Annotated in this window: 25 protein-coding genes, 1 pseudogene and 1 riboswitch; of the genes and pseudogenes, 10 read left to right on the plus strand and 16 right to left on the minus strand. The window is 64.0% G+C overall.

Annotated features, from left to right (window positions below; genetic code table 11):
* Positions 1-297, minus strand: coding sequence for a hypothetical protein (locus MOK15_RS13185; RefSeq protein ID WP_242932030.1), 297 nt, complete (start codon positions 295-297; stop codon positions 1-3).
* Between the two features lie 37 nt (positions 298-334).
* Positions 335-446, plus strand: a riboswitch (TPP riboswitch).
* Positions 447-495: 49 nt separating this feature from the next.
* Here MOK15_RS13185 and MOK15_RS13190 point away from each other — a divergent pair.
* From MOK15_RS13190 to MOK15_RS13215, 6 genes are all read left to right on the plus strand, one after another.
* Positions 496-903 carry a DUF2065 domain-containing protein gene (locus MOK15_RS13190; protein WP_242932031.1) on the plus strand — a complete coding sequence of 136 codons (408 nt, stop codon included), beginning with the start codon at positions 496-498 and terminating at the stop codon, positions 901-903.
* Positions 904-914: 11 nt separating this feature from the next.
* The gene (gene thiC / locus MOK15_RS13195) at positions 915-2,783 is read left to right on the plus strand and encodes a phosphomethylpyrimidine synthase ThiC (protein ID WP_242932032.1); all 1,869 of its coding nucleotides are present in this window, start codon (positions 915-917) and stop codon (positions 2,781-2,783) included.
* Positions 2,784-2,862: 79 nt separating this feature from the next.
* Positions 2,863-3,273, plus strand: a complete 411-nt coding sequence (arr, locus tag MOK15_RS13200; protein ID WP_242932033.1) for an NAD(+)--rifampin ADP-ribosyltransferase — start codon at positions 2,863-2,865, stop codon at positions 3,271-3,273.
* A gap of 42 nt (positions 3,274-3,315) precedes the next feature.
* Positions 3,316-3,543 (plus strand): AbrB/MazE/SpoVT family DNA-binding domain-containing protein, encoded by a 228-nt coding sequence (locus MOK15_RS13205; RefSeq protein ID WP_242932034.1) that lies wholly within the window; start codon positions 3,316-3,318, stop codon positions 3,541-3,543.
* A complete protein-coding gene (locus tag MOK15_RS13210; RefSeq protein WP_242932035.1) occupies positions 3,543-3,938 on the plus strand; it encodes a type II toxin-antitoxin system death-on-curing family toxin in 396 nt (131 codons plus the stop codon). The genes MOK15_RS13205 and MOK15_RS13210 overlap by 1 nt, the downstream gene beginning before the upstream one ends.
* A 57-nt stretch (positions 3,939-3,995) precedes the next feature.
* Positions 3,996-4,271: a LysR family transcriptional regulator gene (locus MOK15_RS13215; RefSeq protein WP_242932036.1), complete on the plus strand. Its 276-nt coding sequence runs from the start codon at positions 3,996-3,998 to the stop codon at positions 4,269-4,271.
* 163 nt (positions 4,272-4,434) lie between these two features.
* Here the strand turns inward: MOK15_RS13215 and MOK15_RS13220 are convergent, their stop codons facing one another.
* The gene (locus MOK15_RS13220) at positions 4,435-5,097 is read right to left on the minus strand and encodes a hypothetical protein (protein WP_242932037.1); all 663 of its coding nucleotides are present in this window, start codon (positions 5,095-5,097) and stop codon (positions 4,435-4,437) included.
* A 159-nt stretch (positions 5,098-5,256) separates the two neighbouring features.
* Between MOK15_RS13220 and MOK15_RS13225 the strand changes: the two genes are divergently transcribed.
* A complete protein-coding gene (locus MOK15_RS13225) occupies positions 5,257-7,107 on the plus strand; it encodes an ABC transporter ATP-binding protein/permease (RefSeq protein WP_242932038.1) in 1,851 nt (616 codons plus the stop codon).
* Between the two features lie 95 nt (positions 7,108-7,202).
* On the opposite strand, the gene MOK15_RS13230 is transcribed toward MOK15_RS13225, so the two are convergent.
* The 11 genes from MOK15_RS13230 to MOK15_RS13280 all read right to left on the minus strand — a co-directional run bounded on the left by MOK15_RS13230 (position 7,203) and on the right by MOK15_RS13280 (position 16,618).
* Positions 7,203-7,604 carry a hypothetical protein gene (locus MOK15_RS13230; RefSeq protein WP_242932039.1) on the minus strand — a complete coding sequence of 134 codons (402 nt, stop codon included), beginning with the start codon at positions 7,602-7,604 and terminating at the stop codon, positions 7,203-7,205.
* A gap of 93 nt (positions 7,605-7,697) precedes the next feature.
* Complete coding sequence (locus MOK15_RS13235; RefSeq protein ID WP_242932040.1) at positions 7,698-8,249, minus strand: hypothetical protein; 552 nt, start codon at positions 8,247-8,249, stop codon at positions 7,698-7,700.
* A 13-nt stretch (positions 8,250-8,262) separates the two neighbouring features.
* Entirely contained in the window at positions 8,263-8,817 is a 555-nt protein-coding gene (locus MOK15_RS13240) for a demethoxyubiquinone hydroxylase family protein (RefSeq protein ID WP_242932041.1), read from the minus strand.
* Positions 8,814-9,308 carry a disulfide bond formation protein B gene (locus MOK15_RS13245; RefSeq protein ID WP_242932042.1) on the minus strand — a complete coding sequence of 165 codons (495 nt, stop codon included), beginning with the start codon at positions 9,306-9,308 and terminating at the stop codon, positions 8,814-8,816. Before MOK15_RS13245 ends, MOK15_RS13240 begins: the two co-directional genes overlap by 4 nt.
* Positions 9,309-9,378: 70 nt before the next feature.
* Positions 9,379-10,731 (minus strand): S41 family peptidase, encoded by a 1,353-nt coding sequence (locus MOK15_RS13250; protein WP_242932043.1) that lies wholly within the window; start codon positions 10,729-10,731, stop codon positions 9,379-9,381.
* Between the two features lie 112 nt (positions 10,732-10,843).
* On the minus strand, positions 10,844-12,079 hold the full coding sequence (locus tag MOK15_RS13255; RefSeq protein WP_242932044.1) for a peptidoglycan DD-metalloendopeptidase family protein: 1,236 nt from the start codon (positions 12,077-12,079) through the stop codon (positions 10,844-10,846).
* A 214-nt stretch (positions 12,080-12,293) separates the two neighbouring features.
* The gene (locus tag MOK15_RS13260) at positions 12,294-12,716 is read right to left on the minus strand and encodes a 23S rRNA (pseudouridine(1915)-N(3))-methyltransferase RlmH (protein ID WP_242932045.1); all 423 of its coding nucleotides are present in this window, start codon (positions 12,714-12,716) and stop codon (positions 12,294-12,296) included.
* Between the two features lie 47 nt (positions 12,717-12,763).
* A complete protein-coding gene (gene rsfS / locus MOK15_RS13265; RefSeq protein ID WP_242932046.1) occupies positions 12,764-13,153 on the minus strand; it encodes a ribosome silencing factor in 390 nt (129 codons plus the stop codon).
* A gap of 12 nt (positions 13,154-13,165) precedes the next feature.
* Positions 13,166-13,795 carry a nicotinate-nucleotide adenylyltransferase gene (locus MOK15_RS13270; protein WP_242932047.1) on the minus strand — a complete coding sequence of 210 codons (630 nt, stop codon included), beginning with the start codon at positions 13,793-13,795 and terminating at the stop codon, positions 13,166-13,168.
* 181 nt (positions 13,796-13,976) lie between these two features.
* The gene (gene rmuC / locus MOK15_RS13275) at positions 13,977-15,425 is read right to left on the minus strand and encodes a DNA recombination protein RmuC (RefSeq protein WP_242932048.1); all 1,449 of its coding nucleotides are present in this window, start codon (positions 15,423-15,425) and stop codon (positions 13,977-13,979) included.
* Between the two features lie 206 nt (positions 15,426-15,631).
* Positions 15,632-16,618 carry a GlxA family transcriptional regulator gene (locus MOK15_RS13280; RefSeq protein WP_242932049.1) on the minus strand — a complete coding sequence of 329 codons (987 nt, stop codon included), beginning with the start codon at positions 16,616-16,618 and terminating at the stop codon, positions 15,632-15,634.
* 158 nt (positions 16,619-16,776) lie between these two features.
* Between MOK15_RS13280 and MOK15_RS13285 the strand changes: the two genes are divergently transcribed.
* Both MOK15_RS13285 and MOK15_RS13290 read left to right on the plus strand, forming a co-directional pair.
* A complete protein-coding gene (locus tag MOK15_RS13285) occupies positions 16,777-17,607 on the plus strand; it encodes an alpha/beta hydrolase (RefSeq protein WP_242932050.1) in 831 nt (276 codons plus the stop codon).
* 279 nt (positions 17,608-17,886) lie between these two features.
* On the plus strand, positions 17,887-18,399 hold the full coding sequence (locus MOK15_RS13290; protein ID WP_242932051.1) for a hypothetical protein: 513 nt from the start codon (positions 17,887-17,889) through the stop codon (positions 18,397-18,399).
* On the opposite strand, the pseudogene MOK15_RS13295 reads toward MOK15_RS13290, so the two are convergent.
* Positions 18,354-19,527, minus strand: a pseudogene (locus MOK15_RS13295) (aminotransferase). The gene MOK15_RS13290 and the pseudogene MOK15_RS13295 sit on opposite strands and share 46 nt — an antisense overlap.
* An 87-nt stretch (positions 19,528-19,614) precedes the next feature.
* On the opposite strand from MOK15_RS13295, the gene MOK15_RS13300 reads away from it, so the two are divergent.
* Positions 19,615-19,881, plus strand: coding sequence for a DUF6356 family protein (locus MOK15_RS13300; RefSeq protein ID WP_242932753.1), 267 nt, complete (start codon positions 19,615-19,617; stop codon positions 19,879-19,881).
* Positions 19,882-20,374: 493 nt separating this feature from the next.
* Here the strand turns inward: MOK15_RS13300 and MOK15_RS13305 are convergent, their stop codons facing one another.
* On the minus strand, positions 20,375-22,261 hold the full coding sequence (locus MOK15_RS13305; protein WP_242932052.1) for a beta-L-arabinofuranosidase domain-containing protein: 1,887 nt from the start codon (positions 22,259-22,261) through the stop codon (positions 20,375-20,377).
* A 317-nt stretch (positions 22,262-22,578) separates the two neighbouring features.
* Entirely contained in the window at positions 22,579-23,601 is a 1,023-nt protein-coding gene (locus MOK15_RS13310; protein WP_242932053.1) for a substrate-binding domain-containing protein, read from the minus strand.
* Between the last annotated feature and the right edge of the window lie 126 nt (positions 23,602-23,727).

Genomic DNA, 23,727 nt, shown 5'->3' on the forward strand with positions numbered 1-23,727 from the left:
TCATGTCCGTTGAGTCTCCCCCATCTGCAACCGCCCCCTCACATAGCGCCGCCGCAGCACCGCGCTGGCCACCAGCAGCGGCAGGGCAGCCAGGCAGGCGATCAATCCCAGCAGGACCGGCGACCAGCCGCCAATATTGTGGATGCCAAAGGCCGACGGCGCGATCAGCAGCAGCGCGCCGATCGCCAGCAGCCATAACCCCCAGCGTCGCGGCCACACCGCCACCATGCGCATTTCGTGCCGCCAGGCCTTGCGGCCGGCCCTGGTCGAAAGATCGGGGGGCTGATGATCCAACATAGACGCTGGACCTTGTGCCGTTTCCTCCCTATCCTGTCCAGCATCCCCGGGGGACCGTCCATAGGCGGTTGAGAGGCGGTTATTGGGAACCGCGACCCGTTGAACCTGATCCAGTTGACACTGGCGGAGGGAGGGAAGCGTCTGTCCAGCTACAGTCCGCATCCGCTTTCCGCCCCTTGAAGAGGAGGAGAGACGGCCATGGACACGATTTCCATCCTTACCCTTCGCCTGGCCGAAGCGATGGGCCTCTACATGATCCTGATCGGCATCGGCGGTCTTGCCGGCCCCGCGCGTTGGCGGGCGGTGATGGACGATCTCAATCGATCGCCGGGGCTGGTCGTTGCGCTGGGCTTTTCCGTCTTCGTCGTCGGCGTTACCCTGGTCATGATCCACAGCGTCTGGACCGACCCGCTGGCGATCATCGTCAGCCTTGTCGGCTATGTCGCCCTGATCGAGGGCGCACTGCTCCTCGCCGTGCCGGGACCATTGATCCGGGTCGGCCACTGGTCGCTCGGCTTCATTCGCGCCTGGGCGATCATCGCGCTCGTCCTCGGCATCCTTCTTTTCCTCGCCGGCCTCACCGGCCGCGCCACTTTTTCCGTCTGAAAGGTAAATTCATGGCCGACGTTCCCGCCCGCACAGAGATGCGCGTCACCACCGGACCCATTCGCGGTTCCCGCAAGATCCATGTCGGTCCGCTGAAGGTCGCCATGCGGGAGATCGACCTGGAACCCGGCAGCGGCGAAGCGCCCGTGCGCGTCTACGACACGTCCGGTCCCTATACCGACCCGAACGCCCGCATCGACATCATGGCGGGCCTGCCCACACTGCGCCGCGACTGGATCATGGCGCGGGGCGATGTCGAGGAATATGACGCCCGCGAGCTGAAACCGGAAGATAACGGCCTCAAGGGTCCGGATCGTTCGGGCGGTGTCCAGCCCTTCCCGAACCTCGTCAAACGCCCCCTGCGCGCCAAGCCGGGCGCGAACGTCTCCCAGATGCACTATGCCCGCCGCGGCATCATCACGCCGGAGATGGAATATGTCGCCGAGCGCGAAAATCTCGGCCGCGCGCGCCTGAAGGAATATGTCCGCGACGGCCATGACTGGGGCGCGGAAATCCCCGACTATGTGACGCCGGAGTTCGTCCGCGACGAAATCGCGCGCGGCCGCGCCATTATCCCCAACAATATCAACCACCCGGAAAGCGAGCCGATGGCGATCGGCCGCAATTTCCTGGTGAAGATCAACGCTAATATCGGCAATTCGGCGGTTGCCTCCGACGTCGCCTCCGAAGTCGATAAGCTGGTCTGGTCGATCCGCTGGGGCGCGGACACGGTGATGGACCTGTCGACCGGCCGCAACATCCACGACACCCGCGAATGGATCATGCGCAATTCGCCGGTGCCGATCGGCACCGTGCCGATCTATCAGGCGCTGGAGAAGGTCGGCGGCGTCGCTGAAGACCTGACCTGGGAAATCTTCCGCGACACGCTGATCGAGCAGGCCGAACAGGGGGTCGACTATTTCACCATCCATGCGGGCGTGCGCCTCGCCTACATCCCGATGACTGCCAAGCGCGTCACCGGCATCGTCTCGCGCGGCGGGTCGATCATGGCGAAATGGTGCCTTTCCCATCACAAGGAAAGCTTCCTCTACGAGCATTTCGACGAGATCACCGAGATATGCAAAGCCTATGACATCGCCTATTCGCTGGGCGACGGCCTGCGTCCCGGATCGATCGCCGACGCCAATGATGAAGCGCAGTTCAGTGAACTCTACACGCTGGGCGAACTCACCAAGCGCGCCTGGGAACAGGATGTGCAGGTGATGATCGAAGGGCCGGGCCATGTGCCGATGCACAAGATCAAGCAGAATATGGACAAGCAGCTCGAAGCCTGCGGCGAGGCGCCCTTCTACACGCTTGGGCCGCTCACCACCGACATCGCGCCGGGATACGACCATATCACCAGCGGCATCGGCGCGGCGATGATCGGCTGGTACGGCACGGCGATGCTCTGCTACGTCACGCCCAAGGAGCATCTGGGCCTGCCCGACCGCGACGATGTGAAGGTGGGTGTCGTCACCTACAAGCTCGCCGCCCATGCCGCCGACCTTGCCAAGGGCCACCCCGCCGCCAAGGTCCGCGATGATGCACTGAGCCGCGCCCGCTTCGAATTCCGCTGGCGCGACCAGTTCAACCTGTCGCTCGACCCCGATACGGCGGAGAAGTATCACGACCAGACGCTCCCGGCGGAAGGCGCCAAGAGCGCGCATTTCTGCTCCATGTGCGGTCCCAAATTCTGTTCGATGAAGATCACGCAGGAGGTGCGGGACTTCGCCGCCAAGCAGAACCAGCCTGCCGACGCCTTCATCGCCGCCGCCACCGAGGAAGAAGCGGAAAAGGGCATGGCGCAGATGAGCGCGCTCTACCACGAAACCGGCCGCGAACTGTATATGGGCGCGGGCGATCGGGAGCATGATTGAGGCGTTGTCTTAGCGTTCAGGGAGTCGCGCCCGGTCGCGGCGCGACTCCTGCAATCCCCCGTTCTGGAGGTTTCGTCCAATGACCTATGCGCGTGACGCCGTCGGCCCTTTCTATCATGGCACACGCGCCGACCTGTCGCCGGGCGACCTTATCGTACCCGGCTTCGCGTCCAACTATGGCACGGGCAAGGTTGCGTCCTGGGTCTATCTCACCGGCACGCTCGAAGCGGCGATATGGGGCTGCGAACTGGCGGTGGGCGAGGGGCGCGAACGCATCTACATTGTCGAACCGACCGGTCCCTTTGTCGATGATCCCAACCTCACCGACCAAAAATTCCCCGGCAACCCGACGCAATCCTATCGCTCGCGCGAACCGTTGCGCGTCATGGGAGAAATCGTTGAATGGCAGGGGCATTCCGCCGACCAGTTACAGGCCATGAAGGATCACCTCGCCCGCTTGAGCGCGCAGGGTATAGAAGCCATCGACTGATCGGTCCTTTTGTCGTCCCATCGACTATGTTATAACCCCCGTATGAACATGCCCCTCAAAATCACGAAGATCGGCAATAGCGCCGGGGTGATCCTGCCCAAGGAGCTGTTGGCGCATCTTCACGCCGTCGCCGGTGACAGCCTTTCGGTGATTCTCACGCCGCGCGGGATCGAACTTTCCGCTGCCGAGCCGGATTTCGACGCTCAGATGGCCGCCGCGCGCGAAGTCATGGCACGGCGCAAGCGGGCGCTGCGCGAACTCGCAGAATAATGGCGCGGGAAAGCTGGGTCTGGGTCACGCTCGCCGTGGCCGAGGCCGCTCATGCCGAACAGGTTGCCGAACATGGCGGCGGAAGCGACGCACTGCGCGATCGCGGCCTGTTCGAAAGCGCCATGGCCCGGCCGCAGCAGATCGCCCATTATGGCGAACCCGATGTCGCCGCGCTGGCGGCCGCTTATGCCTATGGCCTCGCGCGCAACCATCCCTTCATCGACGGCAACAAGCGGATCGCGGCGGTCGTCAGCGAAACCTTTCTGATGCTCAATGGCTATAATCTGATGGCGACGGACGCCGAACTGGTCGTCGCCTTTCTCGAACTCGCCGCCGGCACACTCTCGGAGGAAGAATTGGCCGACTGGTTCCGCCAGCATCTAGCCGACGGCTGAGGACGCCCCGCGCAAATCCCCTTTCCTACTCGGATTTGCTCTGATCTATCCTGTCGGATGGAACAGAACCCCTCATCCCCCATCGACCGCGCGCACTGGACTCCGGCCAAGCAGCGCAGTTTCCTCACCGCCCTGCTCAACATCGGCAGCGTCACCCATGCCGCGCGTGCGGCGGGCATGTCGCGCTCCAGCGCGCATCGCCTGCGCCGGCGTCTTGCCGGCACGCCGTTCGACCGGACTTGGGACCGGGCGCTGGCGCTGCACGCTCGCCGTCTGGCCGATCCTTTCGCGCTTGAAATCCAACAGCCTGCCGCGTCGAAGCGGCGTGGGTGACGCGGGGGTGGCGCATTCATGGCGCATCCCAGTCGCTTCGGTGTCGCGTTTCGGTCGCCTTTGCGGCGCAAATGACCAAAATCGGGCTAAAATTGCTCCAGACGGTGTGAACTTCGCCCGATCCCGCCGCGATGCTCGATCCGCGTCCGCAGGCGCGGCGTCTTCAGCCCTCGATCGCCACGACCCCGCGCCGCTTCTTCCAGTCCAGCGACACCGCGATCCGTTGCCCCCAACTGCCGTCCCAGTCGGTGGTCAGCCCATGCGCCTCCAACTGCTCGACGACGCGATGCCCGATCGCGATCGCGGCCTCCTCGCCTTCGGCACAGGCGCCGTAGTTCAGATAGAGACCATGGCCCTCCACCGCCGATTCGGTGTCCTGCATATGGAAAAAGGCATAGCCGTCCGCCGCTTCTCCCGCCTTCTGCACCGCCTCGACCTCGTCCCATATCTCGGACGCGCCGCAGGTGCCGCAGCAGGTGAAATTCTGCCGCGCAATCACCCCTTCCTCTTCCAGCGCGGCGAAGGCGGCGTCCAGCCGGTCGCAGTCGGTCGCTTCGGTCCAGCCCTGCTCGGCGGTGCGATGCTCGGCCAGCGCCGCGCGCAGCGCCGCCGACGCTTCGATCCGCAGCGTCGGCCGGGGTAATTCCTCGTCGAACTGGTCGTGCGCGTTGGTCAGGATGGCGTCCTCATCATAGAAGCCGCCCGCAACATCGCGTCGCACCTGATCGCGCAACGCCTCTATCGGGTCATAAGAGGGAATGTCCTTCCGCGGCTCTGTGGTGGTCGCCCTGGTCCCGAAAATCCGATTCCACAAAGTTCCGAACATGCGCTCGTCTTGCCTCCCGCGCTGTGTCGCGTGGCCATATCATGCCGCGCTCCGCTGGAAAGGGAAAGGGGGGATGAGGGGGAGATGCAGCGGCTATCTCTGGGGCGTTCCGTTTCCGCGCCATTGGATAAGCGCGTCGCAGCGCCTAAATAGATGCAAATGCCGCCTTCAACGCCCGATTCCACGCCGATCCCGCCCATATGGGCCACGATGCGGCGTTTCCTGCCCTATCTATGGCCTGCCGATGCGCCCGCGTTGCGCCGCCGCGTCGTGCTGGCCATGGTGCTGGTGCTGCTGGCCAAGGCGATCAGCCTCGCCATGCCCTTCGCCTACAAAGCGGCGGTCGATCGCATGGCGCCGGGGCTGGAACCCGCCGTCGGTCTCGCCATCGCCCTGGTGGTCGCCTATGCCGGCGCCCGCTTCGGCAGCGTGTTTTTCGACAACCTGCGCAACGCCGTGTTCGAAAGCGTGGGGCAGGAGGCCGGCCGGCGCCTGTCCGACGCCGTCTTCGTCCATCTCCACCGCCTGTCGCTGCGCTTCCACCTCGACCGCCGCACCGGCGCCGTCACCCGGATCGTCGAGCGCGGCACCAAGAGCATCGATACGATGCTCTATTTCCTGCTCTTCAACATCGCCCCGACCCTGATCGAACTGGCGGCGGTCTGTGCCATCTTCCTCGTGAAGTTCGGTCCCGGCCTGGTGGCCGCGACGCTGGCGATGGTCGCGCTCTATATCTGGTTTACCCGCACCGTCACCGAATGGCGCAACCAGCTTCGCCGCGACATGGTGGACATGGACACCAGCGCCGTCGCCCATGCCGTCGACAGCCTGCTGAACTTCGAGACGGTCAAATATTTCGGGGCGGAAGACCGGGAGGCGAAGCGCTACGGCACCGCCATGCGCCGCTATGCCCAGGCGGCGGTGAAATCGGAAAACAGTCTCGCCTGGCTCAATATCGGCCAGTCGTTCATCACCAACCTGATGATGGCGGGCGCCATGGGCTACACCGTCTGGGGCTGGAGCCGGGGGCAGTTCACGACCGGCGACGTGGTGCTGGTGAACACGCTTTTGAGCCAGCTTTTCCGCCCGCTCGACCTGCTCGGCATGGTGTATCGCACCATTCGCCAGGGGCTGATCGACATGGAGGCTATGTACAAGCTGATCGACACTCAGGCGGAGGTCGCCGATGCGCCCGATGCCCCACGGCTGTTGGTGGCGGGCGGGGAAGTCCGCTTCGATCATGTCCGCTTCGGCTATGATCCCGAACGTGAAATCCTCCACGGCGTCAGCTTCACCGTCCCGGCGGGCAGGACGCTGGCGATCGTCGGCCCGTCGGGCGCGGGCAAGTCCACCATCGCCCGCATCCTCTTCCGCTTCTACGATATTCAGGGCGGCAGGGTGACGATCGACGGGCAGGATATCGCCGGAGTCGGCCAGCAGTCGCTGCGCGCCGCGATCGGCATCGTGCCGCAGGACATGGTGCTGTTCAATGACACGGTCGGCTATAATATCGGCTATGGCCGCGAGGGCGCGACCCAGGTGGAGATCGAGGCGGCGGCCAGGGCGGCATCGATCCACGACTTCATCATCAGCCTGCCGCAGGGCTATGACACGCGCGTGGGCGAACGTGGCCTGAAACTCTCAGGGGGTGAGAAACAGCGCGTCGCCATCGCCCGCACGCTGCTGAAAGATCCGCCGGTGCTGGTGCTCGACGAAGCGACCAGCGCGCTCGACAGCCGCACCGAAACCGAAATCCAGACCGTCCTGCGCGACATCAGCCGCAAGCGCACCACGCTGGTGGTGGCGCATCGCCTCTCCACCGTGGTCGATGCCGACGAGATTATCGTGCTGGACAAGGGCCGCGTCGTAGAGCGCGGCCGCCATGCCGACCTGGTCCGTGCCGATGGCCTCTACGCCACCATGTGGGCACGTCAGGCGGCGGAGCGGGCGGTCACGCCGGCCGAACCGGGCGTCGAGGATATGTTCGAAGTGGTGCCGCCTTTATCTTAGAGCATTTTCTAGTCAGGTGATGCCACCTGACTAGAAAATGCGTTAAACCAAAAACTTAGAAGGGTTGATCCGATGCAATCGGATCGCAAACCGTTCTAAGGCTCGCCCTGGCTCTGCTGCATCCGTCGTTCTGCGAACCATTGCGCCAGCATCTGGGCGGTGCAGCCCGTAAAGCCGCCCGCGCCGTTGGCCGAGCAACTGTTGGGCAGATTCTGCCGCTGCACCTGCTCCATCGTTGCCACCTGGCTGCCCCAGCCGGGACCGCCCGTGGGCGCCGGCTTTTCGCGCAGCTTCTTGGGAATACGATACCGTTCGGATTCCGGTCGCCGGGCGCAGACGACGATCTCGTCGCCCTTGCCCTGCGGACAAGGATCATCGCCATAGACGAGCAAGTTGATGGTCCGTTCCGGCGGCGGCTCCGGTTGCGCTGCCACCGGAAGGGGAAGCAGGGCGACCAGCGTGAGGCCGATCAGGGGAAGTGCGCCTTGGCGTGGCATAGGGTCTTGTCCTTCATTCCCCCTGTGGCGAAATCTCCGGTACTGTCCCTGTCCCGGTCCTATGGTCAGGACGGTGCAGGGCCGCCCGAACCGTCATTTCTGCGGCGGCGTGGTGCCGTCCTGTTGCTGCTTGGCCTTGGCTTCGGCCGCTTCTTCGGCCTTGGCCTGCGCCTCGATCGCCTTGCTGTCCGCGTCGATGGTCGACAGGCGCTTGGCGCGTTCGGCTGCGACCAGATCCTTCCAGCTCGCATTGTCCGCCTGCTGTCGTTCCGCCTTGGCGAGGCGGGCAAGCTGGGCGAAGCAGCCGGTCGTGCCGCCGCTGCCCGACGGCGAACAGCTTTCGGTGCCCGACCGGCCGACATATTCCATCGACCGCACCCGTTCGCCCCATGCCTGATTGCTCGGCTTGTTGGGGTCGCCGCGCAACGGTTCGGGGATACGATAGCGTTCTTCCTCCCCCTTGCGCGCGCATACGACGATGTCGCCGCCTTGACTTTGCGGGCAGCTATCGTCGCCATAAACGATGACGATATTGACCTTTTCCGTACTGCTGCTGGCGGCGTCGGATGCACTGTCCTGCTGCGCCAGCGCGGGGACGGCGGCGCCCATCAGGGCGAGCGTGGCGATCATCACTGTCTTCTTCATCTGTCCGTCCTTATCAGATGCGCTTCGACAGCGCGATGGCGGCGCGGCAGCCCAGCCGAATGGCGCCGGACAAGAGGGGATAGGCCGGCGCCTGCTCCGCGCCATGAGCAAGGGCGGCGTCGCGATGCTCCAGTTCCTCCGCCTGGAAATCCGCGATGGCGGTGGAGAGTTCCAGATCGTCCGTGCCCAGTTGCTCCAACTGATCGGCATAATGTTTGTCGATTTCCGTCTCGACCGCAGCGGTGCAGGCCATCGCGGCCTTCGGTCCCATGGCGGCGGTGACCGCGCCCAGGGCGAAACCGGCGACGTGCCAGAAAGGGGTGAGCGCAGTCGGGCGCACGCCGCGCCGCGCGATCATCGCGTCGAAGGCGGCGCGGTGCCGCTCCTCCTGCGCGGCCATGCCCGCGATCAGGCGGGCATAGGGATGGCGGTCGCCCATGACGGCAAGCTGCCCGGCATAGATGCGGGTGGCGCCGAACTCGCCCGCCTGGTCGACCCGCACCATAGAGGCGCGGTCGGCATCGGTCAGCCTTTTGCCCGGTCGCGGGAAATCCTTGGAGGCGCTCATGCTTTCCTCGCTTTCAACAGCAAGGCCAAGATGGCGAGCGCGACCGCGCCCGACAAGAGGCCGTTATAGCCGGCGAGCGAAATACCAAACAGGCTCCAGGGCGCGACATCGCAGCGAGTGATAGGGCTGGCCATGATCTGGTTCAGCAGGTCGGCGGCGCTGCCGCTCGATGGAGAGGTGGAGCAGGTGGTCAGCCCTTCCCACCAGCCATATTCGACCCCGGCATGGAACAGACCGATACCGCCGCTGATACCGACAGCCAGTCCCGCCAGCCCGGCGAACAGGGCGCTGATGCAGGCGCGTCCCTGTGCCGCATAGGCGACCAGCGCCAGCGGGATCGCCACCATATGGGGATAGCGCTGCCACCAGCACATTTCGCACGGGTGCAGCCCGCCAATATATTGGGAGGCATAGGCGCCGCCCAGCAGCAGCAGGGGTGTCAGCAGCGCGAGGGCGCGGGCCTTGGCGAGGGACGGGGATCGGTTCTTCATACCAGCCCGCTTAAACCCTCACCCTGCTTTCGTCATGCTGAACTTGTTGGCCGACCACAACCAGAAGGGGCTATTTCGCCCCCGGCTTGCGTGCGGCCATCTGCGCCTGGGCGATCGTCGCCGCGGGCGTGCCGGCCAGGCGCGAGATTGTCTTGAGCGCATAGTCGAGCTGGAAGTCGGTGACGCCCTTCTTTTTCAGGTCCTCGGCGGACATGGCGAAGCGCGGATCGTCCTTGCTGTCCTCTTCCAGCGCCACGTCGTCGGTCTTGATCTCGTTGATGAGATGGCGACGCAGATCGCTTTCGCGGAATTTGGGCCGGTTCTTGTAATCGGGGTCGGAAAGCTGCGGCACGCGGATATCGGGCTGGATGCCGCCTTCCTGCACGCTGCGGCCCGATGGCGTGTAATAGCGCGCGGTCGTCAGCTTCAGCGCCGTGGTGTTCGACAGTGGCAACATGGTCTGGACGCTGCCCTTGCCGAAGCTGCGTTCGCCCATCACCAGCGCGCGATGCTGGTCCTGCAACGCGCCCGCGACGATTTCCGACGCGGAAGCCGAACCGGCATCGACCAGCACGATTATGGGCAGGCCCTTCGCATCGTCGCCCGGCTTGGCATAATAGCGTTCGACATCGCCCTTGGCCCGGCCGCGCTGCGACACGATCTCGCCGCGCTCTAGGAAGGTGTCGCTGACCGACACGGCTTCATCCAGCAAACCGCCGGGGTTGGAACGCAGGTCGAGGATATAGCCGGTGGGTTTGTGGCTCAGGCTCTTGTCGATGCTGCGGATCGCCTGGCGCACGTCCGCCCCGGTATTGGCCGAGAAGCTGACGATGTTGATGACGCCGATGCCATTCTTCACTTCCCACTTCACCGGCTTCAACTGGATGATTTCGCGTGTGAGGGTGAGTTCGATGGGTTTGTCGCGGCCGGGGCGCACGATGGTCAGCTTGAGGCTGGTGCCCGGTGCGCCGCGCATCTTGTCCACTGCCTCGTCCAGCGTGCCGCCATAGATCAACTGGCCGTCAATATGCGTAATATAGTCGCCCGCCTTGATCCCCGCGCGCCAGGCCGGGGTATCCTGCGTCGGCGCGATCACCTTGACCGCGCCATCCTCCTGCGTGACGGACAGGCCCAGGCCGCCATAGCTGCCCTCGGTCTGGGTGCGCAGATTCTGGAAGTCGCGCGCATCGAGGAACGATGAATGCGGGTCGAGGCTGGCGAGCATCCCGTCGATCGCGCCCTTTATGAGCTTTTCGTCGTCGACCTTTTCCACATAATCGCTGCGGACCTTCTGGAACACGTCCATGAATTCATCGAGCGCCTTGTAGCTCGACGCTTCCCCGTCGGCGAGTGCGGCGGTAGTGGCAGGAATGAGCGCAAGCGCCCCAAGCGCAACAGCGCCCTGGAGGAAGGTGGATTTCATGGCTGTCCTTGGAGTCCGCATCAATGGATCGATATAGGCCGATTCGCGCGCCAACGCAAAACCGGGCTTCGACCAATGTCGCTGTGCGACGATGAGCGTCGGGTTAATGCCGTCATCCCAGTCCTACCAGCGGTACGATATCGACCGGGCGGCCGTTGCGGCGCAGTTCGACGGTGATATTGGGCTGCTCCGCGCCGGTGATGCCGACCGGTTCGCCCTGGCGCACGCTGTCGCCTACCCGCGCGGTGACGCGGTGGAGGCCGGTGATGAGCGTGGTCCAGCCCTGGCCATGGTCGATGATGAGGATCTGGCCATAGTCGCGATAGGGTCCGGCGAAGGCGATGCGGCCGGCCGTCGGCGCGATGGCTTGCGCGCCCGGCTGCGTCACCAGGGTCAGGCCGCGTGAGCGCACGCCGCTGTCATTGACCTCGCCCATGCCGGTGACGAGCTGGCCGATCACAGGCAAACGATAGGGCGGCGGGCCGCCGGCAGAAGCCTCACGTTCAATGGCGGGGGCGCTAGCCTGATCGGGCCGGGCGGGGCGGAGCAGCGGGCCGGATAGGGCCGCCAGCCGGTCGCGCAGACTGCCCGCTTCTTCCAGCCGGTCCATCAGATCGACAATATCGCGCGCCCGCTCGCCCAGTGCCAGCGCGCGGTCGCTTTCCAGCCCCGCATCGGCGCGATAGTCGCGGGCGGCGACACGCTTGCGCACCTCCAGCGAAGCGAGCGCGGCCTGTTGCTGCTTGCGGTCGGCCTGCGCCTGGGTCAGGGCGTCGGCGGCCTGTTGCGCGCTGGCGCGCAGGGCGCGGCTGCGCTCCAGTTCGGCGCGGAGGCCCGCAGTGCGCTGCTGGATGACCGGCAATATCTGGCCCAGCATGGCGCGCATATGGACGGCGTCGCCGACCGATCCGGGCTGCACCAGCGCCAGCGCCAGCGGGCGGCGAGCCATCATTTGCAGCGCGGCGGTCAGGCGGACCACTGGCTCCTGCCTGGCGGCGAGGCGGGCGGCCTGGATGCGCTGCATCCGGTTGAGGATGGCGATGCGGGCCTGCGCCGCCTGGATATCCGCCTCCGCCTGCTGGATGCGGGCGGCGACGGCGGCGGCGCGGCGGCGGGCCTGTTCGGCCTCGTCGCGGGCGGCGGTGGCCTGCTGCTCTAGGCGGGCGGAACGATCGCGCGCCTCGTCCGACTGGCGGCGCGCGTCCTTGAGCGCCTGCTGCTCCTGCGGCAGGGTGGTGCCAGCGGTGCCGGGCAGGATGATGGCGTCGCCATCGGCTGCGGGCAGGCGCGTGGCGGCGAGGGCCATCAGGCCCGCCAGTCCGCCAGCGATGATGATGGTGCGCATCACCCGTTGCCCCGCCCTTGATCGCCCTTGCCTAGGGAAAAAAGCGAGGCGGTTCTAGTGTGGTGGATTTGAAATACGCCACATTATGGCGGCTTGGTAGGGAGCGTATTTCAAATCCATAAACCACACCGGAATCAAATATTTGCTAGTGACCCTTGTGAATCTGAAGTTCGTTCAACGCCTACCAAATGGTGTGACGAACTTCATATTCGGGTCACTAGCCTTCGCGATGATAGGGGTGGTTGGCGAGGATCGAGCAGGCGCGCCACAATTGTTCGGCCAACATCGCGCGGGCCATCATATGGGGCCATGTCATCGCGCCGAACGCGATCAGCAGGTCGGCATTGGCGCGGTCGGCATCGTCGAAGCCATCCGCCGCGCCGATCAGGAAGCGGCACTCCCGCATGCCCGCGTCGCGCCAGCCCTCTATGCGACGAGCGAAGTCCATGGACGACAGTTGCTTGCCCTTCTCGTCCAGCATGACCGTGACGGTGCCGGGCGCGAGGGGAGGTACTTTCCCACCCCGGTCGGGCATTTCGGTGATCTTGTGCGGCATGGTCAGCCGCTTGACATAGCGGTCGACCAGTTCGGCTTCGGGCGAGCGCCCGATCTTTCCGCGCGCAATGATGTGGAGGAGCATGGGCGCCTCCCTAACGTCTCATTGCGCGCCTGTCGAAGGGCAGCGCGTCAGGCGTTGCCCGCGACCGGCGCGTCGACGAAGCCCCACATCCGTTCCAGATTGTAGAAGCTGCGCACTTCCGGCCGGAACAGGTGGACGATCACGTCGCCGGCATCGATCAGCACCCAATCGGCGACCGGAAGGCCCTCGACCCGCGCGGAGCGGCCCGTTTCCTTCTTGATCCTCTCGGCCAGATGCTGGGCCATCGCCGCGACCTGGCGCGTCGAGCGACCGCTCGCGATCACCATGTGATCGGCGATGCTGCTCTTGCCTTCCAAGGGGATGGAGATGGTTTCCTGAGCCTGGTCGTCGTCGAGCGACTGCATGACAAGGGCGTGCAGGGCGGCCACGGAATCGGCGCTGGGCGCCGTATCGTTGGCAGGGGCGAGGTTAGTCAAACATACTCCAATCTAGACGATCAACCGGCGCGTGAGCGGATCGCGCACACACGTTGCTTCATATTCGCGATGCCAGAGGGGGTCCGCCTGCCGCAGCAGGGTCGCCGATCTTGGATCAGGGCGAAAGCGCAATAGCACGAGCGCCGGTGGTCTCCAATTCGTCCAATCTGCACTCTGGCGCGCGGGCCGGACGAAGCGCCGCAGCCAGCCCATGGCCACAGAGCCACGGGCATCGTCATCATAACCGGGACGGGCGATCACGGCAATGGGCATCTGCCGCGCAATGCCGCGCCAGTCCTTCCACTGGGCGAATTGCGCCAGATTATCCGCCCCCATCAGCCAGATGAAGCGATGACGCGGATAGCGGCGGACAAGCGCGCGGAGGGTATCGACGGTGTAGCGGGTCCGCAATTGTCGCTCGATCGCGGTGGCGCGAATCGGGGCGCGGCGGGCGGTCCGCTGCGCCTGGGCGACGCGCGACGGGAGCGGCGCCATGCCCTTGGCGGGCTTCAACGGGTTGCCGGGCGACACCAGCCACCAGACTTCGTCCAGGCCCAGTGCCTCGTGCGCGAAGAGGGAAATGGCGCGATGCCCCCCATGCGCAGGATTGAAGGAACCGCCGAGCAGGCCGATGCGTGTCATGGTACCGCCATGCCAGCGCAGGGACGGGGCGGCAATGGACATATGTGGGAGGGCAGGCGGGCGGGAGCGGGGCGCCGGAAAATGGGGAAAGGCGCGTTTGACGTCGCGCATTTCCCGTGAATTTTGAAATTTGCGAACGGGCTATGGCTATCAGTAGATGATCGGAAAGATCGGATTTCCCTCACTCCGCGGCCGGCAGCGCCCTTGCCTCGTCCGTCTGTGCGTCCCTCGCCAGCACGTCCAGCGGTTCGACCGTCTCGATCTCCTTGCCGCCGGTTTCGATGTCCAGGTCACGGAATTTGCGGCCGGTGGAGAGGACGCGGGTTTCGAAGCTGCCGATGAAGCTGTTGTAATTGGCGACTGCGCTATTGAGGCCGGAGCCGAGGCGCTTCAAATGCGTCGCAGCGACGGACAGCCGCTCGTACATTTCCTTGCCGAGCTGGCCGACCTGCTGTGCCTGCTCCTGCATCTTGGCCTGGCGCCAATGACCGGCCAGCGTGCGGGCGAGGGGCAGGAAGGTGGCCGGGCCACAGATGATGACGCGGTTCTTGGCCGCGCGTTCCCACAATTCCATGTCGGCTTCTAAAGCAGCGGTGACGAAATTATCGCCCGGCACATACATGATGACAAAGTCGGGCGCCTTGGCGAACTGCTCCCAATAAGCCTTGCGCCCCAGCGCGTCGGCATGGGTGCGCACGGCGCGGGCATGATCGCTCATGTAACGATCACGGGTGGCCGGATCGACCTGATCGACGGCGTTCAGATAGGCTTCCAGCGAGCATTTGACGTCGACCACCAGCTGCTGGTCGCCCGGCAGGCGTATGATGAAGTCGGGACGCAGACGACCTTCCTCCACCGCGACGGACACTTCTTCCTGAAAATCGACGAAGGGAGAAAGGCCGGCGGTTTCGATCAGATTCTTGAACTGCTGCTCGCCCCAGCGACCGCGGGTCTTGGGCGCGGCACGCAGGGCGTTGACCAGCTTGGCCGTCTCGTCGCGTACCTGGCCCTGGCCAAGCTGCACCTGCGAGATCGCCTCGCGCAGTTCGGCATAGCTGCCCACGCGGTCCTTCTCGACCCGTGCGAGCCCTTCCTCATAGCGTTTCAGCGTGGTTTCGACTGGATTGAGCAGGGTCTTCAATTGCGCCTCGCTCTTTTCGCTCGCCTGGGCAAAACGCTGGTCGGCGCGGGTCAGGAACTGGGTCTGCGCCTGATCGAGCAGCTTGCCACCGATCTCGCTGAACTGGGCGGAGAGTTGTTCCTTCGCGTCCTTGAGCGCAGCGATCTGCTGCTGGAAGGCCTGGGTGCGCGCTTGGATGTCGGACTGGAGCGCGGCCAGTTCGCGCAGCGCGCCTTCGCGTTCGGTCTGCACCACGCCGAGGCGCTCGTCCGATGCGACCTGAGCCGATTCGAGGCGGGCGATATGGGCTGCCGCCTGCGCCACACGCTCCTTCTCCACCGCCAGTTCGGCGATGGCGCCGTTGCGCTGGGCGGCGGTAGTGTCGAGTTTCACAGCAAGGTCCGCCTTCTCGGTCGCCAGCGGCGCAAGCGAATTGCCCTTGAGCAGCCAGCCTATTGCGAGGCCGATCAGCAGCGCCACCAAGATCAATATTGCGGCCAAGCTGTCCACCAAAAACCCTTTCACACGATTTCTTCCCGTTCACCCGAAGCAAAGGCGAAGGGCTGGACCGACCGATAGGGAGGTCACTTCGCTTCGCTCAACGGAGGGCTTCGACAGGCTCAGCCCGAACGGTCATTTTATTGATGCGAGCGCATCGGAACGAAACAGGAACTTAGCTGTCTCCGTTCCGCCCTGCAACCCTTCTCACGCCAATGTCATGCCGCATTGGCGCGCGGGACGGCGAAGCGGGTGCGATAGTCGCCCGGTGACAGGCCGATCAGGCGATGGAACAGTTTGCGGAAAGCGGCAGCGTCTTCATAGCCGACGCTCCATGCGATCTGGTCGACGGTGCGCTTGGTGAATTCCAGATGTTCGCGCGCCTTCGCGACGCGCAGATGCTGGACATATTCGATCGGGGTCATGCCCGTTGCGCCCTTGAAGCGGCGCTGGAAGGTACGTTCCTCCAGCCCGGCCTGCGCCGCCATCTGTCCGACGCTGCCGGCGTTGGCTTCCCGCGCGGCGAGCCAGTGCTGGACTCTCAGGATCGGTTCGTCGCCATGAGTCATGCGCGGCGCGAAGCGGGCATAATGTTTCTGTTCCCGTCCGGCCGGGTCGACCAGCAGGAACTTGCCTGTGTCGAGCATCACCGTCGGCCCCAGCAGCCGGTCGACGAGGCGCAGGCCAAGGTCCGTCCAGGCCATCAACCCGCCCGCAGTCAGGATGTCGCCATCGTCAATGACGATGCGGTCGCAATCGAGCTTCACATCGGGAAAGCGAGCGCGGAACTGGTCGGCGAACGACCAGTGAGTCGTCGCCGGCCGGCCGTCGAGCAATCCCGTCGCCGCGAGCAGGAAGGCGCCGCCGCAATTGGAGGCGAGCGTTGCGCCCTGGGCATGGCGGTCCAGCAACCAGCGTGCATAGGGCGCGGCCTCCTCCGCTTCCGGGATACCGGACAGGCGGCCGGGGACGAGCCAGATGTCCGGCGCGCCGGGCAGCCCGTCATGCGTGTCATGGCTGCGCGCGAAGCGGCCGTCGGCCTGCTGCCCATGCCAATGGCTGACGCGCAGCGCCGGGCCACCATGCTGGCGCGAAAACTGGCTGGCGATATCGATGAGGTCGGTCATGCCATGGACCATCGCCTGCTGGCATCCGGGGTAGAGGAGGATGCCGACTTCTGCCCTGGGATGACCCATTTCATCCATTCCGCTTCGCCTTTGTCGGAATCGGCCCGCTTAATGTCGGCGCCGCCAATATGCAGCATCCGCCATCTCCCCTAAATCTGCAAGCGCAGGGCGTGAAGGATGCCCCTTCGACGCCGTTCAGCACAGGCTTCGACATGAGAGGGAAAGGGAATTTCATCATGAGCAATATTATCACCACCAAGGATGGCACCCGCATCTTCTACAAGGATTGGGGGCCGCGCGATGGCCAGCCGATCCTCTTCTCCCATGGCTGGCCACTCAGCGCCGACGCCTGGGACGCGCAGATGGTCTATTTCGCCAATCAGGGTTTTCGCACCATCGCCCATGACCGCCGCAGCCATGGCCGGTCGGATCAGGTGTGGGACAATAATAATATGGATCAATATGCCGATGATCTGTCGGACCTGATCGAGGCGCTGGACCTGCACGACCTGATCCTGGTCGGCCATTCGACCGGTGGCGGCGAAGTCACCCGTTATGTCGGCCGGCACGGTACGGCGCGGGTCGCCAAGCTGGCGCTGATCGGCGCGGTGCCGCCGTTGATGCTGAAGACCGAAGCGAATCCGGGCGGCCTGCCGATCGATGTGTTCGACGGCATCCGCAAGGGCACGTTCGACAATCGCAGCCAGTTCTTCAAGGATCTGAGCATCCCCTTCTACGGCTATAACCGTGAGGGGGCGGTGATTTCGGAGGGTATCCGTGAGGAATTCTGGCGGCAGGGGATGATGGGTGGTCTCAAGGGGCAACTCGACTCGATCCGCGCCTTCTCGGAAAGCGACTTCCACGCTGATCTCGCCAGGGTCGATGTGCCCACGCTCGTCCTGCATGGCGACGATGACCAGATCGTACCGATCGGTGCATCCGCCCTCTCCACCATGAAGATCGTTACGCACGCGGTCCTGAAGGTGTATGAAGGCGTAGACCATGGGCTGACGCAGACTCAGCAGGACCGGTTCAATGCCGACCTGCTTGAGTTCATCCAGAATTGAACGGCGCACGGGCGGCGCAGCATTGCCGCCCGCTATCCCAAGGAGTTAGTGACGATGGCACAGGATAGCATCCTCCCTACCGGCGCGTCGGACGGCATCGGCGCCGTCTATGCTGACCGATTCGTTTGGCGTGGCACCAACCTCCCCGCGCACGGCGCTTCGTCTCAACCTGTCGCATAAGGATGCGGCGGCCCGTTATGCGGTGATCGCCTGATTTTTCCTCTCGCTCCCGCCCGTGCGGGGCGAGGGGAAGCACCGCTTTTGCCAAGGAGACTTCCTATGATCCTCGGTCTTACCATTCCCGCTTTCATCGCCCTGCATGTTGCGATCAGTCTGATCGGCATCGTTACCGGCCTCATCGCCCTGTCTGCGCAGGCGAAGGGGCATTTCCTGCGCCGCATTCAGGCGCTCTTCCTCGTCACGACCCTGCTTACCAGCCTGACGGGATTTCTTTTCCCCTTCCGCGGTTTCACGCCCGCGATCGGGGTAGGGATCATGTCGACCCTGGTGCTGGTTGTCGCCTTCGTCGCGCTCTACGGCTTCAGGCTGCGCGGATGGGCACGGGGCGTCTATGCGGTGAGCGCGACGGCGGCGCTGTGGCTCAACCTGTTCGTGCTGGTGGTACAAGGCTTCCTCAAGGTGCCGGCGCTCAACGCCCTGGCCCCGACCGGCAGCGAACCGCCCTTCCTTGCGGCACAGGGCGTGTTGCTGATCGTGATGCTGATCCTGGGCGCGGTGATCCTCCGTCAGCCGAGCGCCTTGCGAAAGGCGGCGAGCCGCTCGATCGCCTGATCCAGTGTTTCGTCCGTCTTTGCAAAGCAGAGGCGGACGAGATGCGTGACAGGTGCCTCCGGATAGAAGGCTGAGATCGGGATCGCCGCCACCCCCGCTTCCTCGATGATCCGTTCGCAGAAGGTCACATCGTCGAGCGCGATACCCGAAGCGGGGAGGTCGATCGACAGGAACCAGGTCGCCCCGCTGGGCCGTACGACATAGCCCGCCGCCGTGAGGCCGCGCGCCAGCCTGTCACGCGAAGCCTGGCAGGTGGCGCGCTGCGCGTCGAACCAGCTATCGGGATAGGCCAGTCCTTCCGCCACTGCCCATTGCAGATTGGGCGGGGTGGTGAAGGTCAGGAACTGGTGCGCGGGCAAGCAGGGTGGCGATGGCGGGCGCGGCGCACATCCAACCGACCTTCCAGCCGGTGACGGCGAAGATCTTGCCCGCCGATCCGATCTTGACCGTTCGATCGCGCATCCCTGGAAAGGCCATCAGCGGGCGGTGGATGATGCCGTCATAGGTCAGTTGCTCCCAAACTTCGTCGCAGATGGCGATCAGGCCGTGCGCGACACAGAGATCGGCCAGCAACGCCAGCTCCTCCTCGCGCAGGACAATGCCGGTGGGGTTCACCGGATTGTTCATCAGGAGGAAGCGAGTGCGGGGCGTGATTGCTGCCGCCAGCGCGTCGCGGGTGATACGCCAGTCGGGCGGGGTCAGCTTCACCACCCTGGCCACCCCGCCGGCGCGCTCCACCAGCGGCAGATAGGCGTCGTAGAGCGGAGCGAGCATCAACACTTCATCGCCCGGCTTCACCAGCGCCAGCAGGCTCGCCGCGATCGCCTCGGTCGCGCCGGAAGTGACGATCACCTCCTGCGGCGACAGGTCCAGCCCCTGGTGCCGCGCATAATGGTCAGCCACGGCCGCGCGCAGTTCGGTCAGGCCCGGCATCGGCGGATACTGGCTGGACCGGGTGAGCAGCGCGTCGGCTGCCGCTTGCAGCACGTCGCGCGGTCCCGGCCCTTCAGGAAAACCCTGGCCCAGGTTGATTGCGCCCGTCGCGCGCGCGCGGGCGGACATATGCTCGAAGATGGTGGTCGGCATGTCCCGGTAGACGGGGTGGCCGAGGGCAGGAGTGTCGCTCATGCGACGGGATGTTCCCGATGGATGGAGACGGGTCAAGCGAGGATGGTTTATAACAGACGTTGTTCCGGCGTGATGAGGCGATGGATGATGATCAACCGACTGTTTCTGCAACATCCGCGGACGGTGGGGGAAAGCTATCCCCAGCATATGGGGGTGGCGATGCGCTTCGGTTTCCTGATGGTGCGATCGGGGCTGGCCTGCATGATCCACGGGATCGTTCCGGCACTGTTCATGCGCACGGGCAGTAGCATGGTCAAGCGTCTCTATGGCGAGATGCGCCAGCGCCAACCCGATCTGGAACAGGGGACTCCGGCCTATCTCAGCCCGCAATGGCGGCCGGAATATGAGATTTGAGGGAGGAATGAGACGAGAAAGCGCTCGGCTGGCTATGGCTGAAGAGAGGCGCAGAGACTGGAGATCGGTATGGTTTACGCGGGAGCCGAAGGCATTTGAGTTGTGGCCACCGCTGGAGGCGCATGTGTCGTTGATAGCGACCAGCTTTTCATGACATTCTTGTCGGAAGCTCTACAGTTCGATGTTGAAGTAGCACGCTCTGGAACGAACGGCCTCTTTCGAGCACGCGCGGTAGAGTGTGGATGTTCATAATAGAGCGCACGGGCCTCGGCAGCGAGCGACGCTAGTTGGCAGTTGAGGCACAAGTTTTCATTTTTCCAGGTGCGGACCGTCAGCTTCGCGACTGTTGGGCCCAGCAATGCCGTAGCAGCCTTCCGACGTCGACGACGTGCCGATACATCGGGCCCTCATTTTCATGTCGCTTATGAGTTGACCGATGGAACGACCGCAAGAAGTCCAATGATATGCATAGAGCGCCTCACCCGCGGGCAGCTTAGGCTGTCATGGGCTTTACCCGCCAATAGGTCGCATAGCGTTCATGTGCGATGCGGTAATAAGGGATTAGCCGCACCGGTGCGCCGTCTGCGCCCGCGATGGTGAACTCCAGTGGTCCCGTCCCCGGTTTTATCTGCTGTGCCAGAAGTTTCGGATCGCCCGTGATGGTCGGTACTGCCACCTCGCCCTTATTATATTCTCCATATTTGCGTTCATTGATGATGATGTCCGCGCCGGGGGCCAGCCCCAGCCGCCCCAAAGCGCCCGCCAGCACGATCGGCCCGTAGGTGAAGGCGACGATGTCGGGCGCGGCCGGCGCGCTTTCCACTGCCGGTTCCATGTTCAGGTGCAATTCGACATGGTCGCCATCCTTCCACATCCGCGAGACCTGGACATAGCTGCCGGGCGTCACGGAGCGTGCGACCTCATGATCGTTCACCAGCACCACCGCCGTCCGGCTCCAGCGCGGGTGCCGCAGTTGCAGCGCGATCTCCGTCGGCGCGCGCAGCCTCCATCGCAGGCTGGTCGTCGGCATATCGGGGAAGGTCGTGCGCTGGATCAGTTCCGCCCCTTTCTCCTTCCAGGCAACGGACGACGGCACGAACAGGTTCACATAGATCGACTTGGCATCGTGAAAATAGATGGAATCCCGATATTTGACGTGGTTCTCCATACCGGTACCCGTGCAGCACCAGAAACTGTCCTCTGGGGTGTGATACAGCTTCATGTAGCCCGGCTGCGCGCCTTGAAAATAGGTGGCCATCCCACTGTCCGGGTCCTGCGAAGCGAGAATGCCGTTATAGAGCGTGCGCTCATAATAGTCGGCATAGTCGGCCTGCGGGTCCTGCATGAACAGCAACCGCGCCAGCTTCAGCATATTGTGCTGGCAGCAGGTTTCCGACCCCTTGGCAGAAAAGACATGTTTGTCGAAATCGGCCATGGCGAAAAAATGCTCATTGTCACCATGCCCGCCTGTCGCAAAGGAACGGGTGTGCGCCACCGTGCGGAAGAAGAAGGCCGCCGCCTGGGCATAACGATCATCGCCCGTCACCTCATAGACGCGCTGGAAACCCACGATCTTGGGCACGTTCGTATTGGCGTGCATCCCGTCCAGCAGGTCGCGGTCCTTGACCAGCGGTTCCATCACCGCCTTGTGGGAAAAGCGCTGCGACAGGGTGCGATACTCTTCCTTGCCGGTCATGACGTAGATGTCGGCGTAGATTTCATTCATGCCACCATGTTCCGTGGCTAGCATCGTTTCGAACTGCGCGTCGCTAAGCGGCCTGGTCGCGACCACTCCCCAGTCCGCCAGCCGGATCAGCACCTCGCGCGATGCCGTGCTGTCCGCCAGCAGCGCGCCATCGCGCAGGCCAGCATAGACCTTGTGCAACGTATACCAGGGAACGCCGGTAATTTTGTCCCCGCGAATATGTGCCGCCATCAACGCCGGCCCGTCCGGGAAGGCGCAGACGAGGCCCGATCCCGCCGCCTGCTGGCATACCGCCAGTTCGCTCGCGATATAGTCGATCCGCTGCCTGAAGCGATTATCCCTGGTGGAACGATAGGCGAGCGCGCAGGCGGACAGATAATGGCCCAGCGTGTGACCATGGCAGTTGATCTCGGCCCAGGACGGCTCGGACTCCCAACCGCCATAGACTGCCGCCTTCGGTTTCAAACCCGCATTGACACGGAAGTTGTGCAGCATCCGATCTGGCTGGAGCCGAAGCAGATAGGCTTCCGTCATGCGCTGGGCGTGCAGGAATGGCCCGTCCGCCAGGGTCACATCCGCCATATCGAAGGGCTTAAGGCGCGCCGGCTTTACATCTGCCGTCGGTTCGGCCGCCGCAGCGGATGCCGGCAGCATCGCGCTCAGACTTGCCGTCATTGCAACGACGCCTGCATTGGCAAGCAGATCCCGACGTGATGGCACGGTGCAACGGCAAGAATCGGACACGAGTTTCTCTCCTATGGCCAGCGTAGAGCCGCAGCCTCGCAAGCAATTGGAGATTATACTCAGACAAAATGCGGCCTTATTCAAGGCTCCATGCATGGCGCGTTGGTGGCGCCTGTAGAGTGGCCGATCGTTGACGAATATGCTCGCTCGTGCGTCGGCGAAGGGCCGGGACGTGCCCCAAAGAGGCGATTGCAACTGAGAGAGGCGCAGCCGAGCCGCAACGGCCCATCTTCAATTCAAACCGTGGATCAAGCTGAAAGATGACTTGTCCCTAGCCGAAGCGTCATCGACCAAAGTTTCTGGGTCGGCTCCAGAGCATTTTCGCCTCCGCCGGCCAGTGTCGCCAGCACTCCCTGCGCCAAGGCGAGGCCGAGTTCGTTCAAATCCAAAGTGAAGCAGGTTAGATCGGGCGATAATGCCCGACATGCCGGATTGTCGCGTAGTCCTATGACCGCAACGTCGCACCCCGGCTGCAATTCTAGATCACGTAGTGCTCTATAAGCGCCTACTGGCGCGGTTTCGCCCATGAGCAGAAGGGCCGATGGCCTGTCCTTCAGGGTCATCAGTTCGCGGACGGTTGCTTCCCCATCGGACTCGTCCGTCGCTCCATTATGGATCAGTGCGGGGTTCGGCTCGATGCCCGCGGCTTTCAGCGCTGCGCGGTAGCATTCCACCACGATATGGCTGTTATTGATCGTGGCGGGTGGTGCCACCAATCCGATGCGGCGATGCCCTGCCGAAATGAGGAGCGCCATCGCTTCTTCAACCACACGCTCGAAGTCGAGATCGATCCACGCATAGTCCCGCGCGGTCGAGGTGCGCCCGAGCGCGACGAACGGGATGTTCCGGTCGAGCAGGAAGGCGATCCGCTGATCGTCATACTGGGTGGCGGACAGCAGCCACCCGTCGACCGTCCCGCGCGAAACATGCCGACGAAGAAAGGTCAGCCCATCCTCGCCCTTGCGCGCGAGCAACACGATCAGATCGAGATCATGCGCGCTCAAACCGCTTTGCACGCCTTCCAGGAGAGCCATGAAGAACGGGTCGCCGTGAATCGCGCTGTCATGCTCGAGCGTCAACATGAAGCCGATCGTGCCTGTACGTCCGCTGCGGAGCGTACGCCCCGACTGATTCGGCGTGTAGCCAAGCGTTGCAGCGGCCTCGATAACCCGTTGGCGGGTTGCCGGGCTGACGTCCTTGCGATCGTTCAGCGCGCGCGACACCGTGCCGATCGATAAGCCGAGATGGCTGGCAAGAGTGCGGATATCCATGTCCCCTGATTGCGGGAGGCGGCGGTTATGGCAAGCCCCCTTGACAATCCAGCCCCATCACGCGACTAACCGTAAACGTTTACGGGTCCATGAGGAACCGCCGGTGACGGCACGAGAGAGGATTGT

This window comes from Sphingobium sp. BYY-5 (assembly GCF_022758885.1).
GTDB lineage: Bacteria > Pseudomonadota > Alphaproteobacteria > Sphingomonadales > Sphingomonadaceae > Sphingobium.